Annotated in this window: 18 protein-coding genes and 3 tRNA genes; 13 read left to right on the forward strand and 8 right to left on the reverse strand. The window is 69.8% G+C overall.

The window, feature by feature from the left end; translation table 11 throughout:
* Positions 1-16: 16 nt before the first annotated feature.
* The 6 genes from ACXMYJ_RS09310 to ACXMYJ_RS09335 all read right to left on the reverse strand — a co-directional run bounded on the left by ACXMYJ_RS09310 (position 17) and on the right by ACXMYJ_RS09335 (position 11,918).
* Positions 17-2,404: a lysylphosphatidylglycerol synthase transmembrane domain-containing protein gene (locus ACXMYJ_RS09310; RefSeq protein ID WP_260757146.1), complete on the reverse strand. Its 2,388-nt coding sequence runs from the start codon at positions 2,402-2,404 to the stop codon at positions 17-19.
* Positions 2,405-2,499: 95 nt separating this feature from the next.
* Positions 2,500-2,811: a hypothetical protein gene (locus tag ACXMYJ_RS09315; RefSeq protein WP_260757147.1), complete on the reverse strand. Its 312-nt coding sequence runs from the start codon at positions 2,809-2,811 to the stop codon at positions 2,500-2,502.
* 165 nt (positions 2,812-2,976) lie between these two features.
* Entirely contained in the window at positions 2,977-4,632 is a 1,656-nt protein-coding gene (recD, locus tag ACXMYJ_RS09320) for an exodeoxyribonuclease V subunit alpha (RefSeq protein WP_260757148.1), read from the reverse strand.
* On the reverse strand, positions 4,629-7,943 hold the full coding sequence (gene recB / locus ACXMYJ_RS09325; protein WP_460355618.1) for an exodeoxyribonuclease V subunit beta: 3,315 nt from the start codon (positions 7,941-7,943) through the stop codon (positions 4,629-4,631). Before recB ends, recD begins: the two co-directional genes overlap by 4 nt.
* Positions 7,940-11,203 (reverse strand): exodeoxyribonuclease V subunit gamma, encoded by a 3,264-nt coding sequence (recC, locus tag ACXMYJ_RS09330; protein WP_460355620.1) that lies wholly within the window; start codon positions 11,201-11,203, stop codon positions 7,940-7,942. Before recC ends, recB begins: the two co-directional genes overlap by 4 nt.
* Positions 11,204-11,258: 55 nt before the next feature.
* Positions 11,259-11,918 (reverse strand): DUF3060 domain-containing protein, encoded by a 660-nt coding sequence (locus ACXMYJ_RS09335; protein ID WP_460355623.1) that lies wholly within the window; start codon positions 11,916-11,918, stop codon positions 11,259-11,261.
* Between the two features lie 42 nt (positions 11,919-11,960).
* On the opposite strand from ACXMYJ_RS09335, the gene ACXMYJ_RS09340 reads away from it, so the two are divergent.
* On the forward strand, positions 11,961-13,082 hold the full coding sequence (locus tag ACXMYJ_RS09340) for an NAD(P)/FAD-dependent oxidoreductase (RefSeq protein WP_460355626.1): 1,122 nt from the start codon (positions 11,961-11,963) through the stop codon (positions 13,080-13,082).
* 1 nt (position 13,083) lies between these two features.
* Here the strand turns inward: ACXMYJ_RS09340 and ACXMYJ_RS09345 are convergent, their stop codons facing one another.
* A complete protein-coding gene (locus ACXMYJ_RS09345) occupies positions 13,084-13,785 on the reverse strand; it encodes a crotonase/enoyl-CoA hydratase family protein (protein WP_460355628.1) in 702 nt (233 codons plus the stop codon).
* A gap of 167 nt (positions 13,786-13,952) precedes the next feature.
* Between ACXMYJ_RS09345 and ACXMYJ_RS09350 the strand changes: the two genes are divergently transcribed.
* Entirely contained in the window at positions 13,953-14,087 is a 135-nt protein-coding gene (locus tag ACXMYJ_RS09350) for a hypothetical protein (protein WP_460355631.1), read from the forward strand.
* A gap of 23 nt (positions 14,088-14,110) precedes the next feature.
* Here ACXMYJ_RS09350 and ACXMYJ_RS09355 read toward each other — a convergent pair whose 3' ends face one another.
* On the reverse strand, positions 14,111-14,836 hold the full coding sequence (locus ACXMYJ_RS09355) for an MBL fold metallo-hydrolase (RefSeq protein WP_443187356.1): 726 nt from the start codon (positions 14,834-14,836) through the stop codon (positions 14,111-14,113).
* A gap of 142 nt (positions 14,837-14,978) precedes the next feature.
* Here ACXMYJ_RS09355 and ACXMYJ_RS09360 point away from each other — a divergent pair.
* From ACXMYJ_RS09360 to rplA, 11 genes are all read left to right on the forward strand, one after another.
* A tRNA-Thr gene (locus tag ACXMYJ_RS09360) sits at positions 14,979-15,051 on the forward strand.
* Positions 15,052-15,100: 49 nt separating this feature from the next.
* Positions 15,101-15,174: transfer RNA gene (locus ACXMYJ_RS09365), tRNA-Met, on the forward strand.
* Between the two features lie 38 nt (positions 15,175-15,212).
* Positions 15,213-15,380 carry a 50S ribosomal protein L33 gene (gene rpmG, locus ACXMYJ_RS09370; RefSeq protein WP_003929651.1) on the forward strand — a complete coding sequence of 56 codons (168 nt, stop codon included), beginning with the start codon at positions 15,213-15,215 and terminating at the stop codon, positions 15,378-15,380.
* A 16-nt stretch (positions 15,381-15,396) separates the two neighbouring features.
* Complete coding sequence (gene hadA, locus ACXMYJ_RS09375) at positions 15,397-15,876, forward strand: (3R)-hydroxyacyl-ACP dehydratase subunit HadA (protein WP_460355635.1); 480 nt, start codon at positions 15,397-15,399, stop codon at positions 15,874-15,876.
* Complete coding sequence (gene hadB, locus ACXMYJ_RS09380; RefSeq protein ID WP_460355637.1) at positions 15,863-16,291, forward strand: (3R)-hydroxyacyl-ACP dehydratase subunit HadB; 429 nt, start codon at positions 15,863-15,865, stop codon at positions 16,289-16,291. Before hadA ends, hadB begins: the two co-directional genes overlap by 14 nt.
* Before the next feature lie 14 nt (positions 16,292-16,305).
* Positions 16,306-16,833 carry a (3R)-hydroxyacyl-ACP dehydratase subunit HadC gene (gene hadC, locus ACXMYJ_RS09385; RefSeq protein ID WP_260757170.1) on the forward strand — a complete coding sequence of 176 codons (528 nt, stop codon included), beginning with the start codon at positions 16,306-16,308 and terminating at the stop codon, positions 16,831-16,833.
* A gap of 125 nt (positions 16,834-16,958) precedes the next feature.
* Positions 16,959-17,031 (forward strand) — tRNA-Trp (locus ACXMYJ_RS09390).
* A 62-nt stretch (positions 17,032-17,093) separates the two neighbouring features.
* Positions 17,094-17,579 (forward strand): preprotein translocase subunit SecE, encoded by a 486-nt coding sequence (gene secE, locus ACXMYJ_RS09395; protein WP_460355641.1) that lies wholly within the window; start codon positions 17,094-17,096, stop codon positions 17,577-17,579.
* Between the two features lie 37 nt (positions 17,580-17,616).
* Positions 17,617-18,432, forward strand: a complete 816-nt coding sequence (gene nusG / locus ACXMYJ_RS09400) for a transcription termination/antitermination protein NusG (protein WP_260757172.1) — start codon at positions 17,617-17,619, stop codon at positions 18,430-18,432.
* A gap of 54 nt (positions 18,433-18,486) precedes the next feature.
* Complete coding sequence (gene rplK / locus ACXMYJ_RS09405; RefSeq protein ID WP_260757173.1) at positions 18,487-18,915, forward strand: 50S ribosomal protein L11; 429 nt, start codon at positions 18,487-18,489, stop codon at positions 18,913-18,915.
* 64 nt (positions 18,916-18,979) lie between these two features.
* Positions 18,980-19,687: a 50S ribosomal protein L1 gene (gene rplA / locus ACXMYJ_RS09410; RefSeq protein ID WP_260757174.1), complete on the forward strand. Its 708-nt coding sequence runs from the start codon at positions 18,980-18,982 to the stop codon at positions 19,685-19,687.
* Positions 19,688-19,850: the final 163 nt, after the last annotated feature.

Consider the following 19,850-nt stretch of genomic DNA (forward strand, 5'->3'; position numbering starts at 1 on the left):
CCGGCGGACCGCAGGCTCAGATCATGTCCCTGCGGGTCAGCCAGCGCATGATCGGCCAGCCGATGAAGACCGGCAGCCAACAGGTCAGGATCCGGTACAGCAGCACCGCGGGCACCGCGACGGCCGCGGGTACCCCGAACGCGGCCAGCCCGCCGATCAGCGCGGCCTCCACCGCGCCGACGCCGCCGGGGGTGGGTGCCGCCGACGCGAGCGTCCCGCCGATCATCGTGACGATCGTGACGGTGACGAAGCTGGCGTCGCCGCCGAACGCCTCGATGCTCGCCCACAGAGCCAGTGCGCCACCGAGAGTGGTTGCGGCGCAGCCGATCACGATCAATGCCAGCCGCCGGGGTTCGCGGGCCAGTGCGAACAGGTCGTTGACGACCTCCTCCAGACGCGGGCGCACCGCGGTGGCCAGCCAGTGCCGCAGCTTCGGCACGAACAGGAAGATCCCGACGGCCCCGAGCGCCGCGCCGGCGACCAGGTAGATCACCGTCGCGCTCGGCACGAACCGCGACAGGTCCGCCGACACCCCGACCAGCGCGCTGAACAGGATCAGCAGCGTGATGTGGGTGATCACCTGGACCGATTGCTGCAGCGCCACCGCGGTGGTGGCCCGCAGCGCGCCGAGCCCGGCCTTCTGCAGGAAACGGGTGCTCAACGCCAGACCGCCGACACCGGCGGGCGTCGTCGTCGCGGCGAACGTGTTGGCCACCTGCATGATGGTCAGGTCGCGGAAACTGACCAGCCGGTCGGCGCACGCCCACAACGCCGCCGCGGCTCCGAGGTACTTCAGCGCCGACACCGCCAGACCGGCCAGCGCCCACCACCAGTTGGCCGACCGCAGCTCGGAGAAGAACACCGGCACCGAGCTGATGAACGGATAGGCGACGTAGACCAGTGCGACCAGCAGCACCATCTGGATCACCTGGTTGCGGGTGAACCGGGTGATCGTCGCGGTCTTGATCTGGTCGGCGCCGGTCTGGTTCTTCACCTCGTCGCGCACCGCCGACATCACCGCGGCGGCGTCGGGCACCGAGTTTCGCAGGCGTTTCGGGACGGCCGTCTTGGTCAGCCGCCGCGACGCGGCGAGTACCGGCTCGAAGCCGAACACCGTGATCGCGGCGGCCACCGCCTTGCCGACGCCGTACAGGTGCGCGGTGGTGAGCAGGAGCGCCGCGATGTCGCTGTGCAGGTGCGCGTCCGAGGCGCCGTACTCGGCGTGGGCGAAACCGCCGAACAGCGGGGTGCCGTCGACCACGGTGACGGACTTGGCGCGCAGGTCGCCGTGCGAGATCTGCTGGCTGTGCAGGACGCCGAGCGAGTCCCACACGCGGGCGACCGGGGTGTCGGCGGCGCAATCCTGCAGCGGTGTGCCGCGGGCCGGCTTGTGCGCGTACACCGTCCAGCCCCGGTCCAGTGTCGCGACCGCGAGCGGGGTGGTGTTGGCCATGCCGAGGTTGCCGACGGCCAGCGCCATCAGCGCGCGGTGTTCGACCGCGCGGCGCATCGAGGTCTGCAGCGGCGCGGTCTCGCTGTCGCGCAGCCGCAGCTTGCCCCAGAACTGGCGCAGGAAGCCGCCCCCGCGTTGGTGCGGTCCGTACAGTTCGACGATCGCGGTGCCGGGCACGGTGCCGGCGGGCACATCCTCGGTGGCGTCGAGCATCATCGGGCCCCGCCCCGCCGGCCGGACCACGTTCAGCGCCGACGCCCGGAACCCGCGGCGGGCCATCGCCCGCACGGCCCCGTCGAGCGGTACTTCCAGCGCCGGTGTGCCGACGACGAGCACCACCAGCGCGCCGACGAACCAGCCGACCGCCAGGCCCAGCAGCGAGCGGGCCGGTACGACGGCACTGACCACCAGATGGATCGGGACGAACGCCAGCAGCAGCGCCCACCACCAGCGCCGCCACCGGGCGGGAAGCCACGGACCCGACACCGTCAGCACGGCGGCGAGCATCGCGATCCACCGCGGATCGTCGAGGAACTGCGACAGCACGGTGTCGAGGCGGTCGTTGAGGTCCAGATGCCAGCGTGGCGCCGCGATGCCGTTGCCGGTGATCGACAGCGAAAGGATCGCGAGCAGGCCCGCCGCGGCGTACGCGCCGAGCAGCTTCCACTGCCGGGACAGGATCAACCCGATCAGGATGATGAACGGCAGCGCCAGGATCGCGACGCCGTAGATGAGGTAGACGGTGTTGGACTGCGCCGGACTCAGGACGCCGACGATCTCGGAGATCGACCGCTCCAGCGCCTCCCACTCGTAGCGGGTGATCAGCGAGCTGGTCACTACGACCACGAGGAACACCGCGGCCAGTGCCAGTCGCATGATGTCGTTGGTGCGGCGGGTCAACGGCTGCAGAAGGCTGCCTGTGACAGCGACGTCCTGCCCGTCAACTCGCATATGTCAACGATCTCTTTCGATTGGCTGCAAGCCGCCATCGGCTCACCGACAAAATAGCGACTGTTCGGTGACGATCGGTACACGCGCGACGGTGCTCAGCGAATGGTCACGTAATACACCTTGCCGACGACGCGAAGTTCCAGTCCGTCGTCTCCGCCCTCGTTGACCCACTCGGTGACGTTTCCGCCGGTGTGGATGCCGACGACCTCGGCCTCGGCGAGCGGCGCGCTGCCCAGCTTGTTGACGATCACGCGGTTGCCCTCGGCCTGCAGCCGGCTGATAGTGGACTGCGCGTCGCCGGTGGCCGTGGGGGCGGCAGCGGCGGCGCCGGCCAGGCCGAGCGTGGCGGCGGCCAGAGTGGTGGCGATACCCGTGGCGATCCCGGCGGTGGTGGTCAGGTTGCTCATGTCCGGGGAAACCGGCCGGCCGGCGCGGGCATTTCCGTTGGCAGCAATTGGCCGCGCCGTGGCAGAAAGCGATCACCGAGATTGCGTCTGCGGTGCGAAAAAGCGTGAAATGACCCCGTGGAATGCGATTTCGGCGGAGTTGTGGGGAAGGCGATTTCGGCGGGGTCAGGGGCGGGTGCGCAGCTGCTGGGCCAGGCCCGACGCGCGGGTGGCCCGACGGTCGATCGCCTCCCGCACCGAGGCCTCGGTCCCGACGACGTGCACGCGCTTCTTGGCGCGGGTGACCGCGGTGTAGAACAGCTCGCGGGTCAGCAGCCGGGACTCCGGCGGCGGCAGCAGCACGGTCACCTCGTCGGCCTGACTGCCCTGGCTCTTGTGAATGGTCATCGCGAACATCGTCTCGACCTCACCGAGCCGGCCCGGCGCGAACCGCAGGGCGCCGACGTGGGCGCGCAGCCCGTCCGGCGAGGCGACGACGACGCCGGTGTCGCCGTTGTACACCCCCAGCCCGTAGTCGTTCTCCGTCACCAGCAGCGGCCGGCCCGGATACCACTGCGCCCACAGCGGCTGCCCGGTGGTCTCGGCCAGCCAACGTTCCACCTGACGGTTCCAGTGCGTCACACCGAACGGCCCGCGACGGTGTGCGCACAGCAGCCGGTGACTGTCGAGCACCGCCAGCGCCGCCCCGGCGTCGCCGAGCAGCGCCGCCCGGCGCAGCTGCTCGGCGCGGGACGTCAGCGTGGGCCGCAGCGGGCCCGCGGCATCGTCGGTGTCCAGCCACGCCACCGCGTCGCCGCCCGCGCGCAGCACCGCCAGCGCGGCATCGGCGTCGCCGGCGCGGATCGCCTGCGCCAGCGATCCGATGGTCTCGCCGTAGCGGTGCGGCGTCTTGAGCTCGACCACCCCGGCGCTGCCCAGACCGTCCACCAGGTCGGCGAGCACCGCGCCGGCGTCCACCGACGCCAACTGGTCGGGGTCGCCGACGAACAGCAGCCGCGCGTCCGGGCGCACCGCCTCCAGCAGCCGCGCCATCATCGTCAGCGACACCATCGAGGTCTCGTCGACGACGATGACGTCGTGCGGAAGCCGGTTGTCGCGGTGGTGCCGGAACCGTGACGACGTGCCCGGTCTGCTGCCGAGCAGCCGGTGCAAGGTGGTGGCCCGCAGGCCCGCCAGCCGCTTCCGATCGACCTCGGTGAGCCTGCCGAGCTCGTCGTGCACCGCGTCCTGCAGCCGGGCCGCCGCCTTGCCGGTCGGTGCGGCCAGCGCCATCCGCGGCGGCGTGCCGCCGGCCACCTCGGCCTGCTCGGCGATCGCGGCCAGCAGCCGTGCCACCGTCGTCGTCTTGCCGGTGCCGGGCCCGCCGGTGAGCACCGTCAGCGATTGCTGCAGAGCAACTTTGGCGGCGGCGCGCTGTTCTTCCCAGCCGTTGGGAAACAGCCGCTCCAGGCCCGGGACAGGTCCGCGCGGCGCGGCGGCCAGCAGCGCCAGCACGTCGTCGCGGACCTGCTGTTCCTCCCGCCAGTACCGGTCCAGGTAGAGCAGGTCGCCGTGCACCCGCAGCACCTGTCGGTCGGCGAGCGCACTGGCCCGCACCGCGGTCAGCCACTGATCCGGTGACGGCCACGGCAGCTCCGGCATTCCGGCCTGCCCGGCGATCGTGCGCAGGTCGACGCACACCGAGCCGCCGCGCAGCGCGCGCACCGCCAGCGCGACGGCCAGCGCCACCCGGTCGTCGTCGTCCCGGACCAGGGTCGTGAGCCGTTGCGCCACCTGTACATCCGCGGGTTCGAACAGTGCGGCGAACGCGTCGACGGTCATGCGGCCGCCGTCCCGGCGTCCAGCAGCTCCGACAGGGCCTCGACCAGCGCGGCCGGCGGCCGCCAGCTGAACACCCCGGCTGGATGGCCGTCGACGGTCGGGGTCTGCGGACCGCACATGCCGCGCACGAACAGGTACAGCACCCCGCCGAGGTGCTGCTCCGGATCGTATCCGGACTGACGCCACCGCAGGAAGCGGTGCAGCACAACGCAATACAACAGCGCCTGCAGCGGGTAGTCGGAGTGCAGCATCGCTTCGGCCAGCCGGGCCCGGCCGTAGTCTGCGGCGGTCAGCGGGCGGGACGGATCGCCCAGCCAGTTGGTCTTGTAGTCGACCACCAGGTAGCGCCCCCCGATCCGCAGCACCGCGTCCAAAGACCCGGTCAGATAGCCCTTCAGCGACTGGGCGGCCAGGACGCTGTCGGTCAGCCGGTCGGCGTAGGGCGCCAGCGGGTCGCCGGCGGGCAGGTGCTCGGCGAGCAGCCGGCCGACGTCGGCCAGGGTGATCGACGGCGTCGAGGACCGGCGGTCCCCGCCGGCGAGCGGGAACTCGAACTCCATCTCCCGCAACCGGTCCCGCAGCCCGATGTCGCGCAGGGTGACTCCGGGCGCCAGCGGTCCGAGCGGGGTGTCGTGCATCGGTACGAGCGCGGCGGCAAGCTCCGCGGCCGGCACGTCGACGGGCCACCACAGCGAGTGGTCGCCGATCTTCGCCTCCAGCTCGGCGGCCAGATCGGGGGCGAACGGATCGGCGGTCTCCAGCACCGCGTGCACCAGCGTGCCGAACTTGGCGCCCATCGGCAGGTCTGCCATCGGGGACGGCATCGGCTCGCCGGCTTCGGCCGGCTCCTGCACCGGAACCTCACCGGTCTCGTCGTCGAGTTCGGCGACCTCGGGCTCACTGGTCACCCCGGCGCCCTGCTCGGCCTCCACCGCCCGGATGAGGCCGGAGTACGACGTCCGCCGCCACGACGTGTCGATCTGCCGGTGAAAGTGCCGGACGTCCAGATCATCTAGCGCAGTGGGCAGCTCGACCTCGACCGCAGGCGCGATGACCGACTCCTCCAGGGCAGGTCCGCCCGCGTCGGACCAGGCGCGCAGCAGCGCCATCGCGTCGGCGTCGTCGATGCGGGGCGGATCGCACCGGTCGGGCACGGCGGCCTCGCCGGGCGCACGCCCGCGGAGCAGCCGGGACAGCCCGCCGTTGGGTTCGTCGTGGGACGGCGCCCACCACGCGACCACCTGGGACTGCGCGCGCGTCATCGCGACGTAGGTCAGGCGCACGTCATCGCCGGCGGCCTCGCGCCGGCCCTGCTGCTGGGCCGCGGCGTGGTCGGGGCTGAGCTCGCCGCCGATGTGCAGACAGCGGACGTCGCCAGCCGGTGTGGACTCGTGGAACGTCACCACGTCGCGGGTCTGGACGTTGCGATTGAACGCGAACGGCAGGTACACCACCGGGAACTGCAGGCCCTTGCTCACCCACACCGTCATGATCTGCACGGCCGCGGCGTCGCTGTCGAGCCGGCGGTTGCGTTCGGGGGCGCCGCTGCGTTCGTCGCGCTGGGTGCGCAGCCAGTCGCGCAGCGCCGGCAGGCTGAAGTGCTCGCGGTGGGCGACGGCCTGCAGCACCTGGGTCAGGTGCGCGAGGTCGGTCATGTGCCGCTCACCGTCCACCCAGGACAGCACCCGCTCACCCATGCCGCCCAGCGAAGCGGCCTCGAACACCGCGGCGACCCCGCGTTCCCGCGCGAAATCCGCCCACTGCCTGAGTGTCTCGGCGACCCGATCGGTCAGTGTGTCGTCTTGGGCGGCAAGGGTTTCAGCGGTCTCGCCGAAGAACATCGTGGTGGCCGCGGCGCGCACCAGCCCGGACCGGTGCGGCTGGTCGAAGGCCTCCAGCAGGCACAGCCAGTCATCGGCGGCAGGGCAGGAGAACACGTCCGAGTCGCCGGTGTAGACCGCCGGGACACCGGCAGCGGTGAGTGCGTCGAAACACGCGTGGCCGTCGCGGTGGCTCTCCACGATCACCGCGATGTCGCCGGGGTGCAGCGGGTTCCCGCAGAACGTCGCGCCACCGGCCAGCAGCGCGGCGATGTCGGTGGCGAGGTCCTTCGGGATGTGCCGGCGGAGCCGGTCGATCGGAACGGGTTTGTCGGGATGGGTGCCGAACTGGTCACGGCTGACCACCCGGAGCCGGAACGGCGCGTTGTGCGGCGCGCCCTGCAGGCGGTGCTCCTTGTGGTGGGCGTGCACCCGGTGCACCACGATCCGCGGATCGCCGAGCTGCGCGTCCCGCATGACCGCCTGCAGGCTCTCGACCAGCGGGCCGTCGCTGCGGTAGTTGGTGCCCAACGTCTTCTGCTCGCCGGCGGTGGAGGCGGCGTGCAGATAGGTGACGATGTCGCCGCCGCGGAACGCGTAGATCGCCTGCTTCGGGTCCCCGATCAGGATCACCGTGGCGTGGCCGCTGAACGCGCGGTCGATGATCTGCCACTGCACGGGGTCGGTGTCCTGGAACTCGTCGACCATCACGATCGACCAGCGCCGCCGCATCCGGGCCCGCGCGGGGGAGTCCTGCGGCTCCAGCGCCCGGGCCAGCCGGGAGAGCAGGTCGTCGTAGTGCAGGATGCCGAGCCGGCGTTTGCGGGTCTCCAGTTCGGCGCAGACCGCGCGGGCGAACTGGACCCGCACGTGCGGGTCGAAGCCGGGCGGCGGGTCGGCGGGCCGTAACTCGGTGTGCGCGTTGCGGACCACCTCGTGGGCCAGGTTCAGCGCCGCGTCGTAGGACAGCAGCGGCTCGTCGCGCTGCTGCCCAAAATGCGCCAGGTACAGGTCGTCGACGATCTCGGTCACCAGGTCGTCGAGGCTTTCCACCAGCTCCACGCCGGAGTCGGTGTCGCCGGCGACGCCCAGCGAGCGCAGCACCAGCTGACAGAACTGGTGGGTGGTGGCGATGGTGGCGGCGTCGAAACCGGCCAGCGCGTCCCGGAGCCGCTGCCGGCGGTCGGCCAGTTCCTCGGCGGTGCCGTCGAGAAGGTGGGCGAGGACCTCGTTGTCGGCGGCGCCGGCGGGATCGTCGAATGCGCGCACCGCGTCCACGATCTGGCGGCGCACCCGCTCGCGTAGTTCCTGACTGGCGGCGCGGCCGAACGTGATGAGCAGCATCTGGTCCAGGGTCGCCACGCCCTCGGCGACGTAGCGGGTGACCAGACCGGCGAGCGCGAAGGTCTTGCCGGTGCCGGCGCTGGCCTCCAGCACCGTGGTGGTGCGCGGGGCGGGCAGCGGGCCGAGCAGCTCGAAGGGCTCCGTCACGGCGGTGTCCTCTCGGCATGCAGCAGCGGTGACCACAGCCGCGCGGCGAAATCGGGCAGGCCCGCCTCCACCAGACCCGACAGCGGGAAATTCGGACCCCACACCCGGACGTGGGCGCGGTCGGCGTCCTCGCCGGGAAAACGACCGGACCGCCACTTCCAGCCCGCTTCGCGCATTGGCGAACCGCGGTGGTGCTCGGTCTCGGCCCAGGCGTAGGACGTCTTGAGCGGCAACGGGATCGGGGCTCGGCGGCCGGCGTCGTACATCGCGACCAGATCCCGCAGCACCTCGACGGCGGAGTCCGGCGGGCCGAGCAGCCGCTGCCTGACGGCGCCGTCCCTGCCGCCCCGGCTGTTTCCCCGGCCGATGCACACCGCGGTCCAGTCGGTGCCGGGACGGTGAACGGTCAACGCCACCAGGCGGATCCAGGACTCCAGCAGGTGCCGGCCGTCGAGTTTGGAATACGTGACGGCCACCATGTGGTCGCCGTACAGGCGCGGCACGGTGCCGGTCAGCCGCCGCGACGGCCCCACCGCGACGTCGACGTCGACGGCCCGCGGGTCCTGGGTGCGGTGACGCTGTGCCTCGGCGGCCAGGGCGGCCGAGCGCGCCGCGATCTCCTGCGCCTTGCGCCAGCCCAGCCGGCCCGGCGGCAGCGAGCCGCGCCGCCATTCCGCCTGCTGCGCATCGGCCGTGCTCATGCCCCGCAGCATGTCGTCGAGCATGCGGTCGCCGATCTTCCATTCGGCCAGCGCGTCGATCTCCACGGGCATCGCGTCCTCGACTGCGTCGACATCCCACGGCAGCGTGTAGTCCAGCGCGCGGAAGAAACCCTTCACCGGATCCTTGAAGAAGCCGACCAGCTCATCGAGGGCGATGTCGGCCGGGGGCGGGGCGGGCAGCAGCGCACCGAGCAGCCGCGGCCGCTCGTCACGGTGCCCGGCCGCGGCCCGGGCGGCGGTCAGCGCGGTCGGGTCGAACGTGAACGGCAGGTCAGGGGGCATGCCGAGCCTGCCCGGGGTGACATTGTCGATGTCGAAGGGCTGCAACGGATGTTCGATCAGCACGTGGTCGCGCACCGGGGCGGTGGTGGTGAGGTCGAGGGCGTCGAGCAGCTCGATCACCGGGACGGCGGGCGGTTTGCGCTGACCGCTCACCTCGTCGGCGCCCGTGTAGGTGATCACGAGTCTCTCGGTCGCCGCCCCGACCGCGTCGAGCAGCAGCTGCCGGTCCTCGGCGCGCAGGTCACGCTCGCCGGTCATCGGGTCGCGGGCCAGCACGTCGTCACCGTCGACCACGCCGACGCGCGGGAACACGCCGTCGTCCAGACCCACCAGGCACACCACCCGATGGGGGACCGAACGCATCGGCACCATGGTGCAGACGGTCAGTGTGCCGGTGCGGAAGTTGGCCCGGGTCGGCCGGCCCGCGAGATGGCGGTCCAGCAGCGCCCGGACATCGGAGAGCCGCAACTCGATCCCGGCATGGGCGCCGGCGACGGTGCGGATGCCGTTGAGCTCGCGCTGGACCTGAGCGGTCTGCCACAGGTCGGCATCCGACACCGCGGTCAGCATGTCCAGCCCGTCCGACAGCCGGGTCAGCCAGCTGCTCAACGACGCTGTGCCCGTGAGTGATTCGACCACCCGGTGCAGACAGTCGACGTAGTCGGCCAGCCGGCCGGCCAGTTCGACGCAGTTGCTGCTGACATCGTCGAGCGGCAGCGTGGTGTCCAGCCAGGCGCGGGAGTCGTCGGACATCGCCACGCCGGCCAGCACCCGGTCGACGCCGAACCGCCAGGTGTTCTGCACGAAGTCGACGCCGTAGGGGCGGCGGTGGTCACGGTCGAAACCCCAGCGGATGTTCGCCTCGCGCACCCAGTCGCCGATCGCGTCGAGGTCGTCGTCGGAGAACCGGAAGCGCTCCCGCACCGGCGCGGCCTCGGCCAGGTTCAGCACCTCACCGGCGGTGGCGCGCCCACCCGCCAGCCCGAGCAGCTGGCGCGCGACGCCGAGCAGCGGATTGGTCTGCGTCAGCGCCCGGTCGGCGAGCTTGACCCGCAGCCGGTGCGCCGGATGGGCGTCGGTGACGACATCGCCGAGGCCGAAGCCGGCGACGATCAGCGGGGCGTAGGTCTCGATGTCGGGGCACATCACCAAGATGTCGCGGGGTTCCAGGGTGGAATCGTCGGCGAGCAGGCCGAGCAGCACCTCCCGCAGCACGTCCACCTGGCGGGCGGCGCCGTGGCAGCTGTGCACCTGCACCGACCGATCGCCACCGCGATACGAACGATCTTGCGGCCGCACCGAATTCGCGATGAGGTCGGACTGCAGCCAGCCCAGCAGGGTGTCCGGCCGGCCGGCCGGGCCGACGGTCTCGTCGGTCCCGACGTCTGCGGGCAGCCCGCGCTGCAGTTCACGCAGATCCCGCCCGAGGGTGGCCAGCAACGGATGCCCGACTCTGCGGTGCGAGGTGTCGGTTCGGCGGGCAGCGACGCCGTGGATGTCGGCGAGCGCATCCCACAGTTGCGCGCTGGGGTGCGGCAACCACAGGTGCAGCTCGTGATGGGTGCTTACCGCGTCCAGCAGCTCGATCTCGGTGACCGGTAGCCGGGTGTGCCCGAACAGCGACAGCCGCTCCGGCAGCTCGGTGGCGGAATGACGCAGCCGTGCCACGGCTTCCGCCTGGCGGACGTGCGGCGGGTCGGCGGCGACGGCGCGCAGCAGTGCGCGGTAGAGCTCGGGCTGCCACTGCAGGTCCTCGTCCAGATCTTCGGTGCGGCCGTCGATCCAGTCGATGAGCAGCTGCGGCCGCTGCCGGGCATAGGAGTCGAACAGGCCGGCGAGGCGGCGTGCCACGGCGTACCGCCGGCCCTGCCGCAGTGACCTCTCCTCGCCGTCGGCGAAGTGGCCGAGGTGAGTGGCCAGCGTCGCGCACCAGGGTTCGGCGATGCAGCGGTCGATGACGTCGAGCAGCGGCCACACCATCGCCTCGGGAGACCACGGGTCCTCCTCATCGGTGCCCGTCAGCTCGGCGATCAACGACCGCGGATGGCGAAACGTGATCCCCGCGCAGATACCGTCCTCGCCGGCGCCGCGGCCGAGCAGGTGGGAAAGGCGCTGGCTCAGCCAGCGCTCGGTGCCGCGCGCCGAGACCAGCACCAGATCCTCGGCGAACGGGTCGGCGGGTGGGCTGGCCAGCATCGCGCCGAGGCCGTCGGCTAGCAGGTCGGTGCGGTCGGCCCGGTGCAGGTGCAGCGCCATCGTGGGTCAGCCTACGACGGCGGCGGTCGCCCACGGGATCGCGGGGGAGACGGCCTCAGCCCCGTTCGACGACGTTGCCGACCCCTGACTTCGAGATCTCGGGGTCACCGGAGCGGTAGGTCACGCGGTTGTCGAAACCGGATGCGTGAACAGACCCCGCGGACTCGATGGTCACGGAATTCTCGACGCCCGACACGTTGACCAGCAGGCAGCCACCCTGGATCTCGATGACGTTGCGCACGCCGGAGACGCTCACCGTGCCGTCCTGGCAGATGACCGTCCGCCTGGTTTCGACGCCGCCGATGCTCAGAAAGCTGCCGGCTTCCACCGTCACGATCTGCTCGGTGGAGTCGATACGGGTCTGCGCGCCGAGACCCGGTGGCGGGTCGAGGGGTCCGCCCCCGCCGGCGATCGGCACCGGGCGGCCGTCCGAGTCGGCGGTGTCGAAGAACATCACCGCGGCGGCGACCGCGCCGGCGATCACGGCGACCAGCGCGACCGGGATCAGCCACAGCGCGGTGCTGTGCGGGCGCTTGTGCACCACTCGCTGCGGGGGAGCGTAGTACGGCGAACCGTTGTAGAGGTTCGGCTGTGCGCCGAGCTCGTTGGCCCGGGCCTGATCGGCGAGGGGCCGCTCCAGATCCCGGATACGGGCTTCAGGGTCCCCGAACGGCTCCATGGGCAGATGCTCGCACACCAGGTCAGCGCGGCTCAACGGTTCGGATTGGACGACCGGCCGAAGTGGTATCCCCAGCCCATGGTGGCACCCGGGTTCCTGGCCATCGGTAGTGGACCCGCGGGCGTCAGCGCGGCCGAGACGTTCCGCAGCAGGCATCCGCGCATCCCGGTGTGCATCGTGTCGGCTGACCCGGCGCTGCCCTACGCGAAACCGCCGCTGAGCAAGGAGTTCCTCGGCTGCGGGCACACGGATCTGGACCTGCACAGCGCCGGCTGGTTCCGGCGCCACGACATCGACCTGCTGCTGGGGGTCACGGTCGAGCACATCGACGTCGACGCCCGGGAGGTGGTCACCACCGGCGGCGCCCGATATCCGTACTGGCATCTGGTGCTCGCACCCGGCGCGGCCGCGGTGCCGCTGGACGTTCCCGGCGGGCATCGCGCCCAACGGTTGCGCACCTTCTCCGACGCCGTGGCGCTGAAGATGGCCGCCCGGCACGCGTCGAGCGCGGCGGTGATCGGCGGCGGGCTTGTCGGTTGCGAGGCCGCCGCCCGCCTGGCCGGGCTCGGGCCGGCGACCACCGTGGTGGTGCCCGAATCGGTGCCGCTGCAGCGCCGGTTCGGGGTCGAGGTCGGCAAGCGCGTCGTCGAGATGCTCTCCGATGCCGGTGTGCGAGTGGTGCTGTCGACGACGGTGACCGCGGTCGACGACGCCGGGGTGACGCTGTCGTCGGGGGACCGGGCCGGCGGGGAGGTGGTGGTCGCGGCCACCGGAGTGCGCCCCGACATCCGACTGGCCGCCGACGCGGGCCTGGCGCTCCGCCGGGGCCGGGTGGTGGTCGACGAACACATGCGCACATCGGTGCGCAACGTCTATGCCGCAGGGGATGTCACGATCGCGCACAACGTCGCGGCGGGACGGCCGATCGTCGCGGAACACTGGCGGGACGCCACCCAACAGGGGCTCGTCGCCGGGCTCACGGCGGCGGGCCGGCCCGCTGTCTGGAACACGGTGCCCGGATTCACCTGCCGGATCGGGGATTTCGTGCTGACATACCGGGGTTGGGGCGACGGCTACGACACGTCGACGGTGACGGACAAGGACGGCGGCTTCTCCGTCGTGTACGCGGCCGGCGGTCGGGTGGTCGGCACGCTCGACGTCAGATCCAGTCCCGCTTCGTCAACGTCAGCCCGGACGTAGCTCACCCCAGCGTGAATTCCGTTGCCAGGCCGTCGATTCCGGCCTGAATGGCATCGAGGGCGGTCTTGCGTGCCTTGAGCTTGGTGGCCAGGTGCGCGCCGGTGTGCAGGGTGGCGGCCGCCTCGGCCGCGACCTGCTGGGCGCGGGGCAGCACCTGGTCGGCCTCGACGATCTCGTCGAGCCAGCCCGCTGCGATCGCCTCGTCACCGGCGAACGTCGCCGCCAGCGCGGCGGCCCGTTCGAACGCCGCCGGGGTCAGCCGCATTCGCATGATCTCCAGCGCCGAGATCGGGATGGTCATGCCGATGGCCACCTCGATGGCCTGGCAGCGCGACTTCGGCTGACCGACACGGTGATCGGCCGACAGCAGCAGGAAGGAACCCATCGCGATCGCCGGGCCGGTGGCCGCGATGATCACCGGGACCGGGAACGTCAGTGTGCGCTTCGACAGTTCGAAGCCGCCGGAGAGCATGCCCAGCGCCGCGGCGGCCTCACCGGACTGGAACACCCCGAGGTCGAAGCCGCCGCTGAAAACCCGCGAATTCCCGGCGAGCACCACAGCCTTGGCCTTGTCGGCTTCGGCGCGGTCGAGCGCCTCGTTGATCGCGGCCTGCATCGCGGGCCCGAGCACGTTCACCTTGCCGTCGTCGAGGGTGATGGTGGCCACGGAGTGTGCGAGTTCGTAGGAGACGCTGCTGGTCATGGCTCGAACCTAACAGCGGGCCACGCGCCACTACGTAGCCGGGATTGCCGGCGACGGGCCGGAAACAGGTAGCCGACTACGCGGTCCGGCGCCGACACGCATTCGTAGCGTCGAGAGCAGGCGCGGTGCTTGAGGGGGGTATCGCGCCCAGACCTGAGGAGGAAGCCATGCGTGCGAAGCGGAATCGGCCTGCGGAGCTGGTGGAGTCGGAACGGCGTGCCCGGCGTCGCCGGGAGCGACCGTCCAGCGGTGTCCCGAAGCTGGGGCTGTGGGAGTGCGGGATCGGCTCGGCGTTCAAGTAGTAGACGGCCCGGGAAACCGGTCGTCAGCCACCCATCAGCATGCGCCACTGGTCGAGGTTGCTCGCTCGGTAGACGTAGTTGGTGTTGCGTACCTGCGACAGCGATGCGCTCGGCTCGGCGGAGTACCAGTGCCCGGGGAACACGGTCGGATCACCGGGCAGCTGCGCGAGCGCCTGCAGGCTGCGGAACATGTCGTCGACGTTGCCGCCGGGAAAGTCGGTGCGGCCGCATCCTTCGAGAAACAGCGTGTCGCCGGCGACCAGCCGTCCGTCCAGCAGGAAGCACTGGCTGCCCGGGGTGTGGCCCGGGGTGTGCAGTAGTTCGATCTCGATGTCGCCCACGGACACCTTGTCGCCGTGCTGGTGCGAGGTCAGCTCGCTGGGGGCGATGCCGGTGATCCGCGCGACCCAGTCCACCTCGTGGGCGTTGACGTGAACGGGGACGCTGACCCGCTCCAGCAACTCGGCCAGACCCTTGAGTTCAAAACCCATCATCGACCCGCCGACGTGGTCGGGGTGGTGGTGGGTGACGAGCACGCCGGACAGCCGCATGCCGTCGGCCTCCACGGCGTCGACCAGATCCTGGGCCGCATAGGCCGGATCGACGACGACGGTGTCGCCGGTCTCCCGGTCGCCGATCAGATAGGCGAAGTTGCGCATCTGCTGGGCGATCATGTCTCCGGCCGCGAAGTCCCGGCCGGACAGCAGCTGTCTGAAGTAGAGGCGGTCGGTGTGGTCCGTGGCAGCCATGAAGTCAGCGTAGGCAGTGCCGGCCCGCGCCGCCGCGAGCAGCCCCGATTCGGGGTCTAACAGCGGTTATGACCAGCGGTTTGGCGCGGTAAACGCAGAGAATGTACCCTCTTTAAGGCTCGCGGCACTTCAGCGAGCGAAGGCCCCCTTAGCTCAGTCGGCAGAGCGTTTCCATGGTAAGGAAAAGGTCAACGGTTCGATTCCGTTAGGGGGCTCGGTGGAGAAGGGTGGAGCGACCGTGTGCGCCGGCCCGGATCCGTCCGCGGCGGTGTAGCTCAGCTGGTTAGAGCGCACGACTCATAATCGTGAGGTCGGGGGATCGAGCCCCCCCACCGCTACACAAACGAGTACGAACGTTTAACGAAGGACGACTGACGTGGCCTCCAGTACTGACGTACGGCCCAAGATCACCTTGGCCTGCGAGGTGTGCAAGCACCGCAACTACATCACCAAGAAGAACCGCCGCAACGATCCCGACCGGCTCGAGATCAAGAAGTTCTGCCCGAACTGCGGCAAGCACCAGGCGCACAAAGAGTCGCGCTAAGCGACGCGACTGGGCCGTGTCTTTTCTGGACGGATACGTCGGGACGCACTTCCGTTATCCCGACCACTACGTCGTGGGGCGAGAGAAGATCCGCGAGTACGCGACCGCGGTCAAGAACGACGATTCCGCCTTCTTCGACGAGCAGGCCGCTGCGGACCTGGGTTACGACGCGCTGCTGGCCCCGCTCACCTTCATCTCGGTGTTCGGCTATCAGGCCCAGTCGGCGATGTTCGCTGCGGCCGGAATCGGTATCACGGACGCGCAGATCGTCCAGGTCGATCAGGTGCTCAAGTTCGTCCGCCCCATCAAGGCCGGTGACGAGCTGTACTGCGACGTGTGGATCGAGTCCGTGCGCCAAGCCCACGGCGCCGACATCATCGTCACCAAGAACGTCGTCAGCAATCGCAGCGGCGATGTTGTGCAGGAGTCCTACACCACCCTGGCGGGGCGTAGCGAAGAAGACGGAGAGAGTGGCTTTTCACATGGCACTGCGTGAGTTCAGTTCGGTCAACGTCGGCGATCAGCTGCCCGAGAGGGTCATCCCGCTCACCCGGGCCGACCTGGTCAACTATGCGGGCGTATCGGGCGACCTGAACCCGATCCACTGGGATGACGAGATCGCCAAGCAGGTCGGTCTGGACACCGCGATCGCGCACGGCATGCTCACCATGGGTCTGGGCGGTGGCTACGTGACCGAATGGGTGGGTGATCCGGCCGCGGTCACCGAGTACAACGTGCGCTTCACCGCCGTCGTGCCCGTCCCCAACGACGGCAGAGGCGCCGAGATCGTGTTCAACGGCCGGGTGAAATCGGTTGATCCCGAGTCCAAGTCGGTCACGATCGCGCTCAGCGCCACCGCCGGTGGGAAGAAGATCTTCGGCCGCGCCGTCGCTGTCGCGAAGCTCGCATAGGCAGGTTTCGGACCATGGCACTCAAGACAGACATCCGCGGGATGGTCTACAAGTACCCCGATCCCTACGTGGTGGGCCGCGAGCAGATCCGCCAGTACGCGAAGGCGGTCAAGGCCACCGATCCGGCGTCCCACGATGTGGAGGCCGCCGCCGCGCTCGGTCATCCGGGTCTGGTCGCCGGGCCGACGTTTCTGTCGATCTTCGCCGTGATGATCCAGCGCCACTTCTTCCAGCACGTCGACGTCGGCTTCGAAACCATGCAGATCGTGCAGGTGGACCAGAAGTTCCTGTTCCATCAGCACATCAAAGAAGGCGACGAGGTCACCGGTGTCATGCACATCGAGACCGTCACCGAGCGTTTCGGCGCCGACATCGTGACCACGCGCAACGTGCTGACCAACCAGCACGGCGAGGTCGTGATGGAGGCGTTCACGACCTTGATGGGCCATGAGGGCGACAACTCGATCTCGGCCGGCTGGGATCCCGAAACCGGCCAGGTGGTCCGCAAGCCCGTCCAGCACGACCTGGAGGACGTGGATTAGTAACTCGGGACCCCGGCGCGCTACACTCGGGCGTCCGGGGTTTTCCCAGTTAAGCGCGCTGTCCGTCGGCTCAGATCGACCGAACGGGGAGCGCGCGAATTGTGTGGGCCTCTAGGGACCCGTGAAGGGGCGTAGCTCAACTGGCAGAGCAGCGGTCTCCAAAACCGCAGGTTGCAGGTTCAAGTCCTGTCGCCCCTGCTCAAACTGAATACTCGACAAGTGTGGTCACCCGCCGGGTCTGGATACTGGAGGGTGTCGACATGAAACGACGATCAGATGGGATGCATGCGGTGAGCGACGAGCGCGACGGTGTCAGCTCCGCTGACACCGACAGCGGCGCACAGACCGACGACGGTGACACCCGCGGCCAGACCGCGGTCGTGACGCGTCCGCTGCGTCCCACGGGCAAGCGGTCGCGGCGCCCGGCCGGGACCGAGGGCGCCGACACGGACACCGAGCAGGCGCCCGACACCGAGGCTTCTGATTCCAAGGACGGCGGCAAGGGGCCCAAGGCCAAGAAGAAAACGGCCCGGAAGCCCAAGGACGGCCCGTCCCGTAATCCGTTCCTGTTCGTCCTCAACTACCTGAAGGAAGTTGTCGGCGAGCTGCGGAAGGTCATCTGGCCCAACCGCAAGCAGATGGTGACCTACACGACGGTCGTGCTGCTGTTCCTGGTGTTCATGGTGGCGCTGATCGGCGGCGTGGACCTGGGCCTGGCCAAGCTCGTGACCTGGATCTTCGGCTGACCGCGGGCCAGGCAGACAGTGAGAGAGGACTGAACACGTGACTAGCTTCGACGGCGAAGCGCCTTCGGGCGACACCGTCGACACCATCGACGTCGACGAGACCAACGCCGAGGTTCGCGCTGGTGCCGACGCCGAGGCCGTGGGCAGCGACGAGGACGCCGCACCCGCCGCTGAAGGTGCCGATGACGATGTCGCCGAGGCGGCTGGCGAGGACGCCGAGGACGAGGATCCGGCTGTCGCGCTCAAGAAGGAGCTGCGGCTGCAGCCGGGCGAGTGGTACGTGATCCACTCCTACGCCGGTTACGAGAACAAGGTGAAGGCCAATCTCGAGACCCGCGTGCAGAACCTGGACGTCGGCGACTACATCTTCCAGGTCGAGGTGCCCACCGAAGAGGTCACCGAGATCAAGAACGGCCAGCGCAAGCAGGTCAACCGCAAGGTGCTGCCCGGCTACATCCTGGTCCGTATGGAGCTCAACGACGAGTCGTGGGGCGCGGTGCGCAACACGCCCGGCGTGACCGGCTTCGTCGGCGCGACGTCGCGGCCGTCGCCGCTGTCGCTCGACGACGTGGTGAAGTTCCTGCTGCCGCCCGCCGCGGCCAAGAAGCCCGGCAAGGCGGCCGCGTCGTCCGCCGCGGCTGCGGCGTCGGAGACCGGCGGCATCGAGCGGCCCGTCATCGAGGTCGACTTCGAGGTGGGCGAGTCCGTCACCGTCATGGACGGCCCGTTCGCGACGCTGCCCGCGTCGATCAGCGAGGTCAACGCCGAACAGCAGAAGCTCAAGGTGCTGGTGTCGATCTTCGGACGTGAGACCCCGGTCGAACTGACCTTCAACCAGGTCGCCAAGATTTAACGCGGGCCCCAAGCCGCACTTCGGATAGAACGAGAGAAGAGAGAAAGCACAGCCATGCCCCCGAAGAAGAAGGTCGTCGGGCTGATCAAGCTGCAGATCCAGGCCGGGCAGGCCAACCCCGCCCCGCCGGTCGGACCCGCGCTCGGCCAGCACGGCGTCAACATCATGGAGTTCTGCAAGGCGTACAACGCCGCGACCGAGTCGCAGCGCGGCAACGTCATCCCCGTGGAGATCACCGTCTACGAGGATCGCAGCTTCACGTTCGCGCTGAAGACCCCGCCGGCCGCCAAGCTGCTGCTCAAGGCCGCCGGTGTGCCGAAGGGTTCGAGCGAGCCGCACAAGACCAAGGTCGCCAAGGTGACGTGGGATCAGGTGCGTGAGATCGCCGAGACCAAGAAGGAAGACCTGAACGCCAACGACATCGATCAGGCCGCCAAGATCATCGCGGGCACCGCCCGGTCGATGGGGATCACGGTCGAGTAGGACCGCATCCCGTGGAAGGGCTGGCATCGGCCCGCACCACAACTTCTGAATTAAGGAGAAATCAATGAGCAAGAACAGCAAGGCTTACAAGGAAGCCGCCGAGAAGGTCGACCGGAGCCGGCTCTACACGCCGCTGGAGGCCGCGAAGCTGGCCAAGGAGACGTCGTCGAAGAAGCAGGACGCCACCGTCGAGGTCGCGATCCGGCTCGGTGTCGACCCCCGCAAGGCCGACCAGATGGTCCGCGGCACCGTGAACCTGCCGCACGGCACCGGTAAGACCGCGCGGGTGGCCGTGTTCGCCGTCGGCGACAAGGCCGAGCAGGCGCAGGCCGCCGGCGCCGACATCGTCGGCAGCGACGACCTGATCGAGCAGATCCAGGGCGGCATGCTCGACTTCGACGCGGCGATCGCGACGCCGGACCAGATGGCCAAGGTCGGCCGCATCGCCCGTATCCTCGGCCCCCGCGGTCTGATGCCGAACCCGAAGACCGGCACGGTGACCCCGGACGTGGCCAAGGCCGTCGCGGACATCAAGGGCGGCAAGATCAACTTCCGCGTCGACAAGCAGGCCAACCTCCACTTCGTGATCGGTAAGGCGTCGTTCGACGAGAAGAAGCTCGCCGAGAACTACGGCGCCGCGCTCGACGAGGTGCTGCGCGCCAAGCCGTCCTCGTCGAAGGGCCGCTACCTGAAGAAGGTCGTCGTCTCCACCACCACGGGCCCCGGAATCCCGGTCGACCCGGCGGTGACCCGGAATTTCACGGAGGAGTAGGCGGAGCCGGATCCGACCATGAGGCCGGAGGAGTAGGCGGAGCCGGATCCGACCACGCTCGACAAGAAGCCCCGCACCTGTCCGGTGCGGGGCTTCTTGGTATTTGGCTTCTGAGAGTGCTCCTCGGTCGCCGGCTTCCTGGCCCTGCCGGAGTGCCGTCCCC

The sequence above is a fragment of the Mycobacterium sp. ZZG genome (assembly GCF_054786995.1).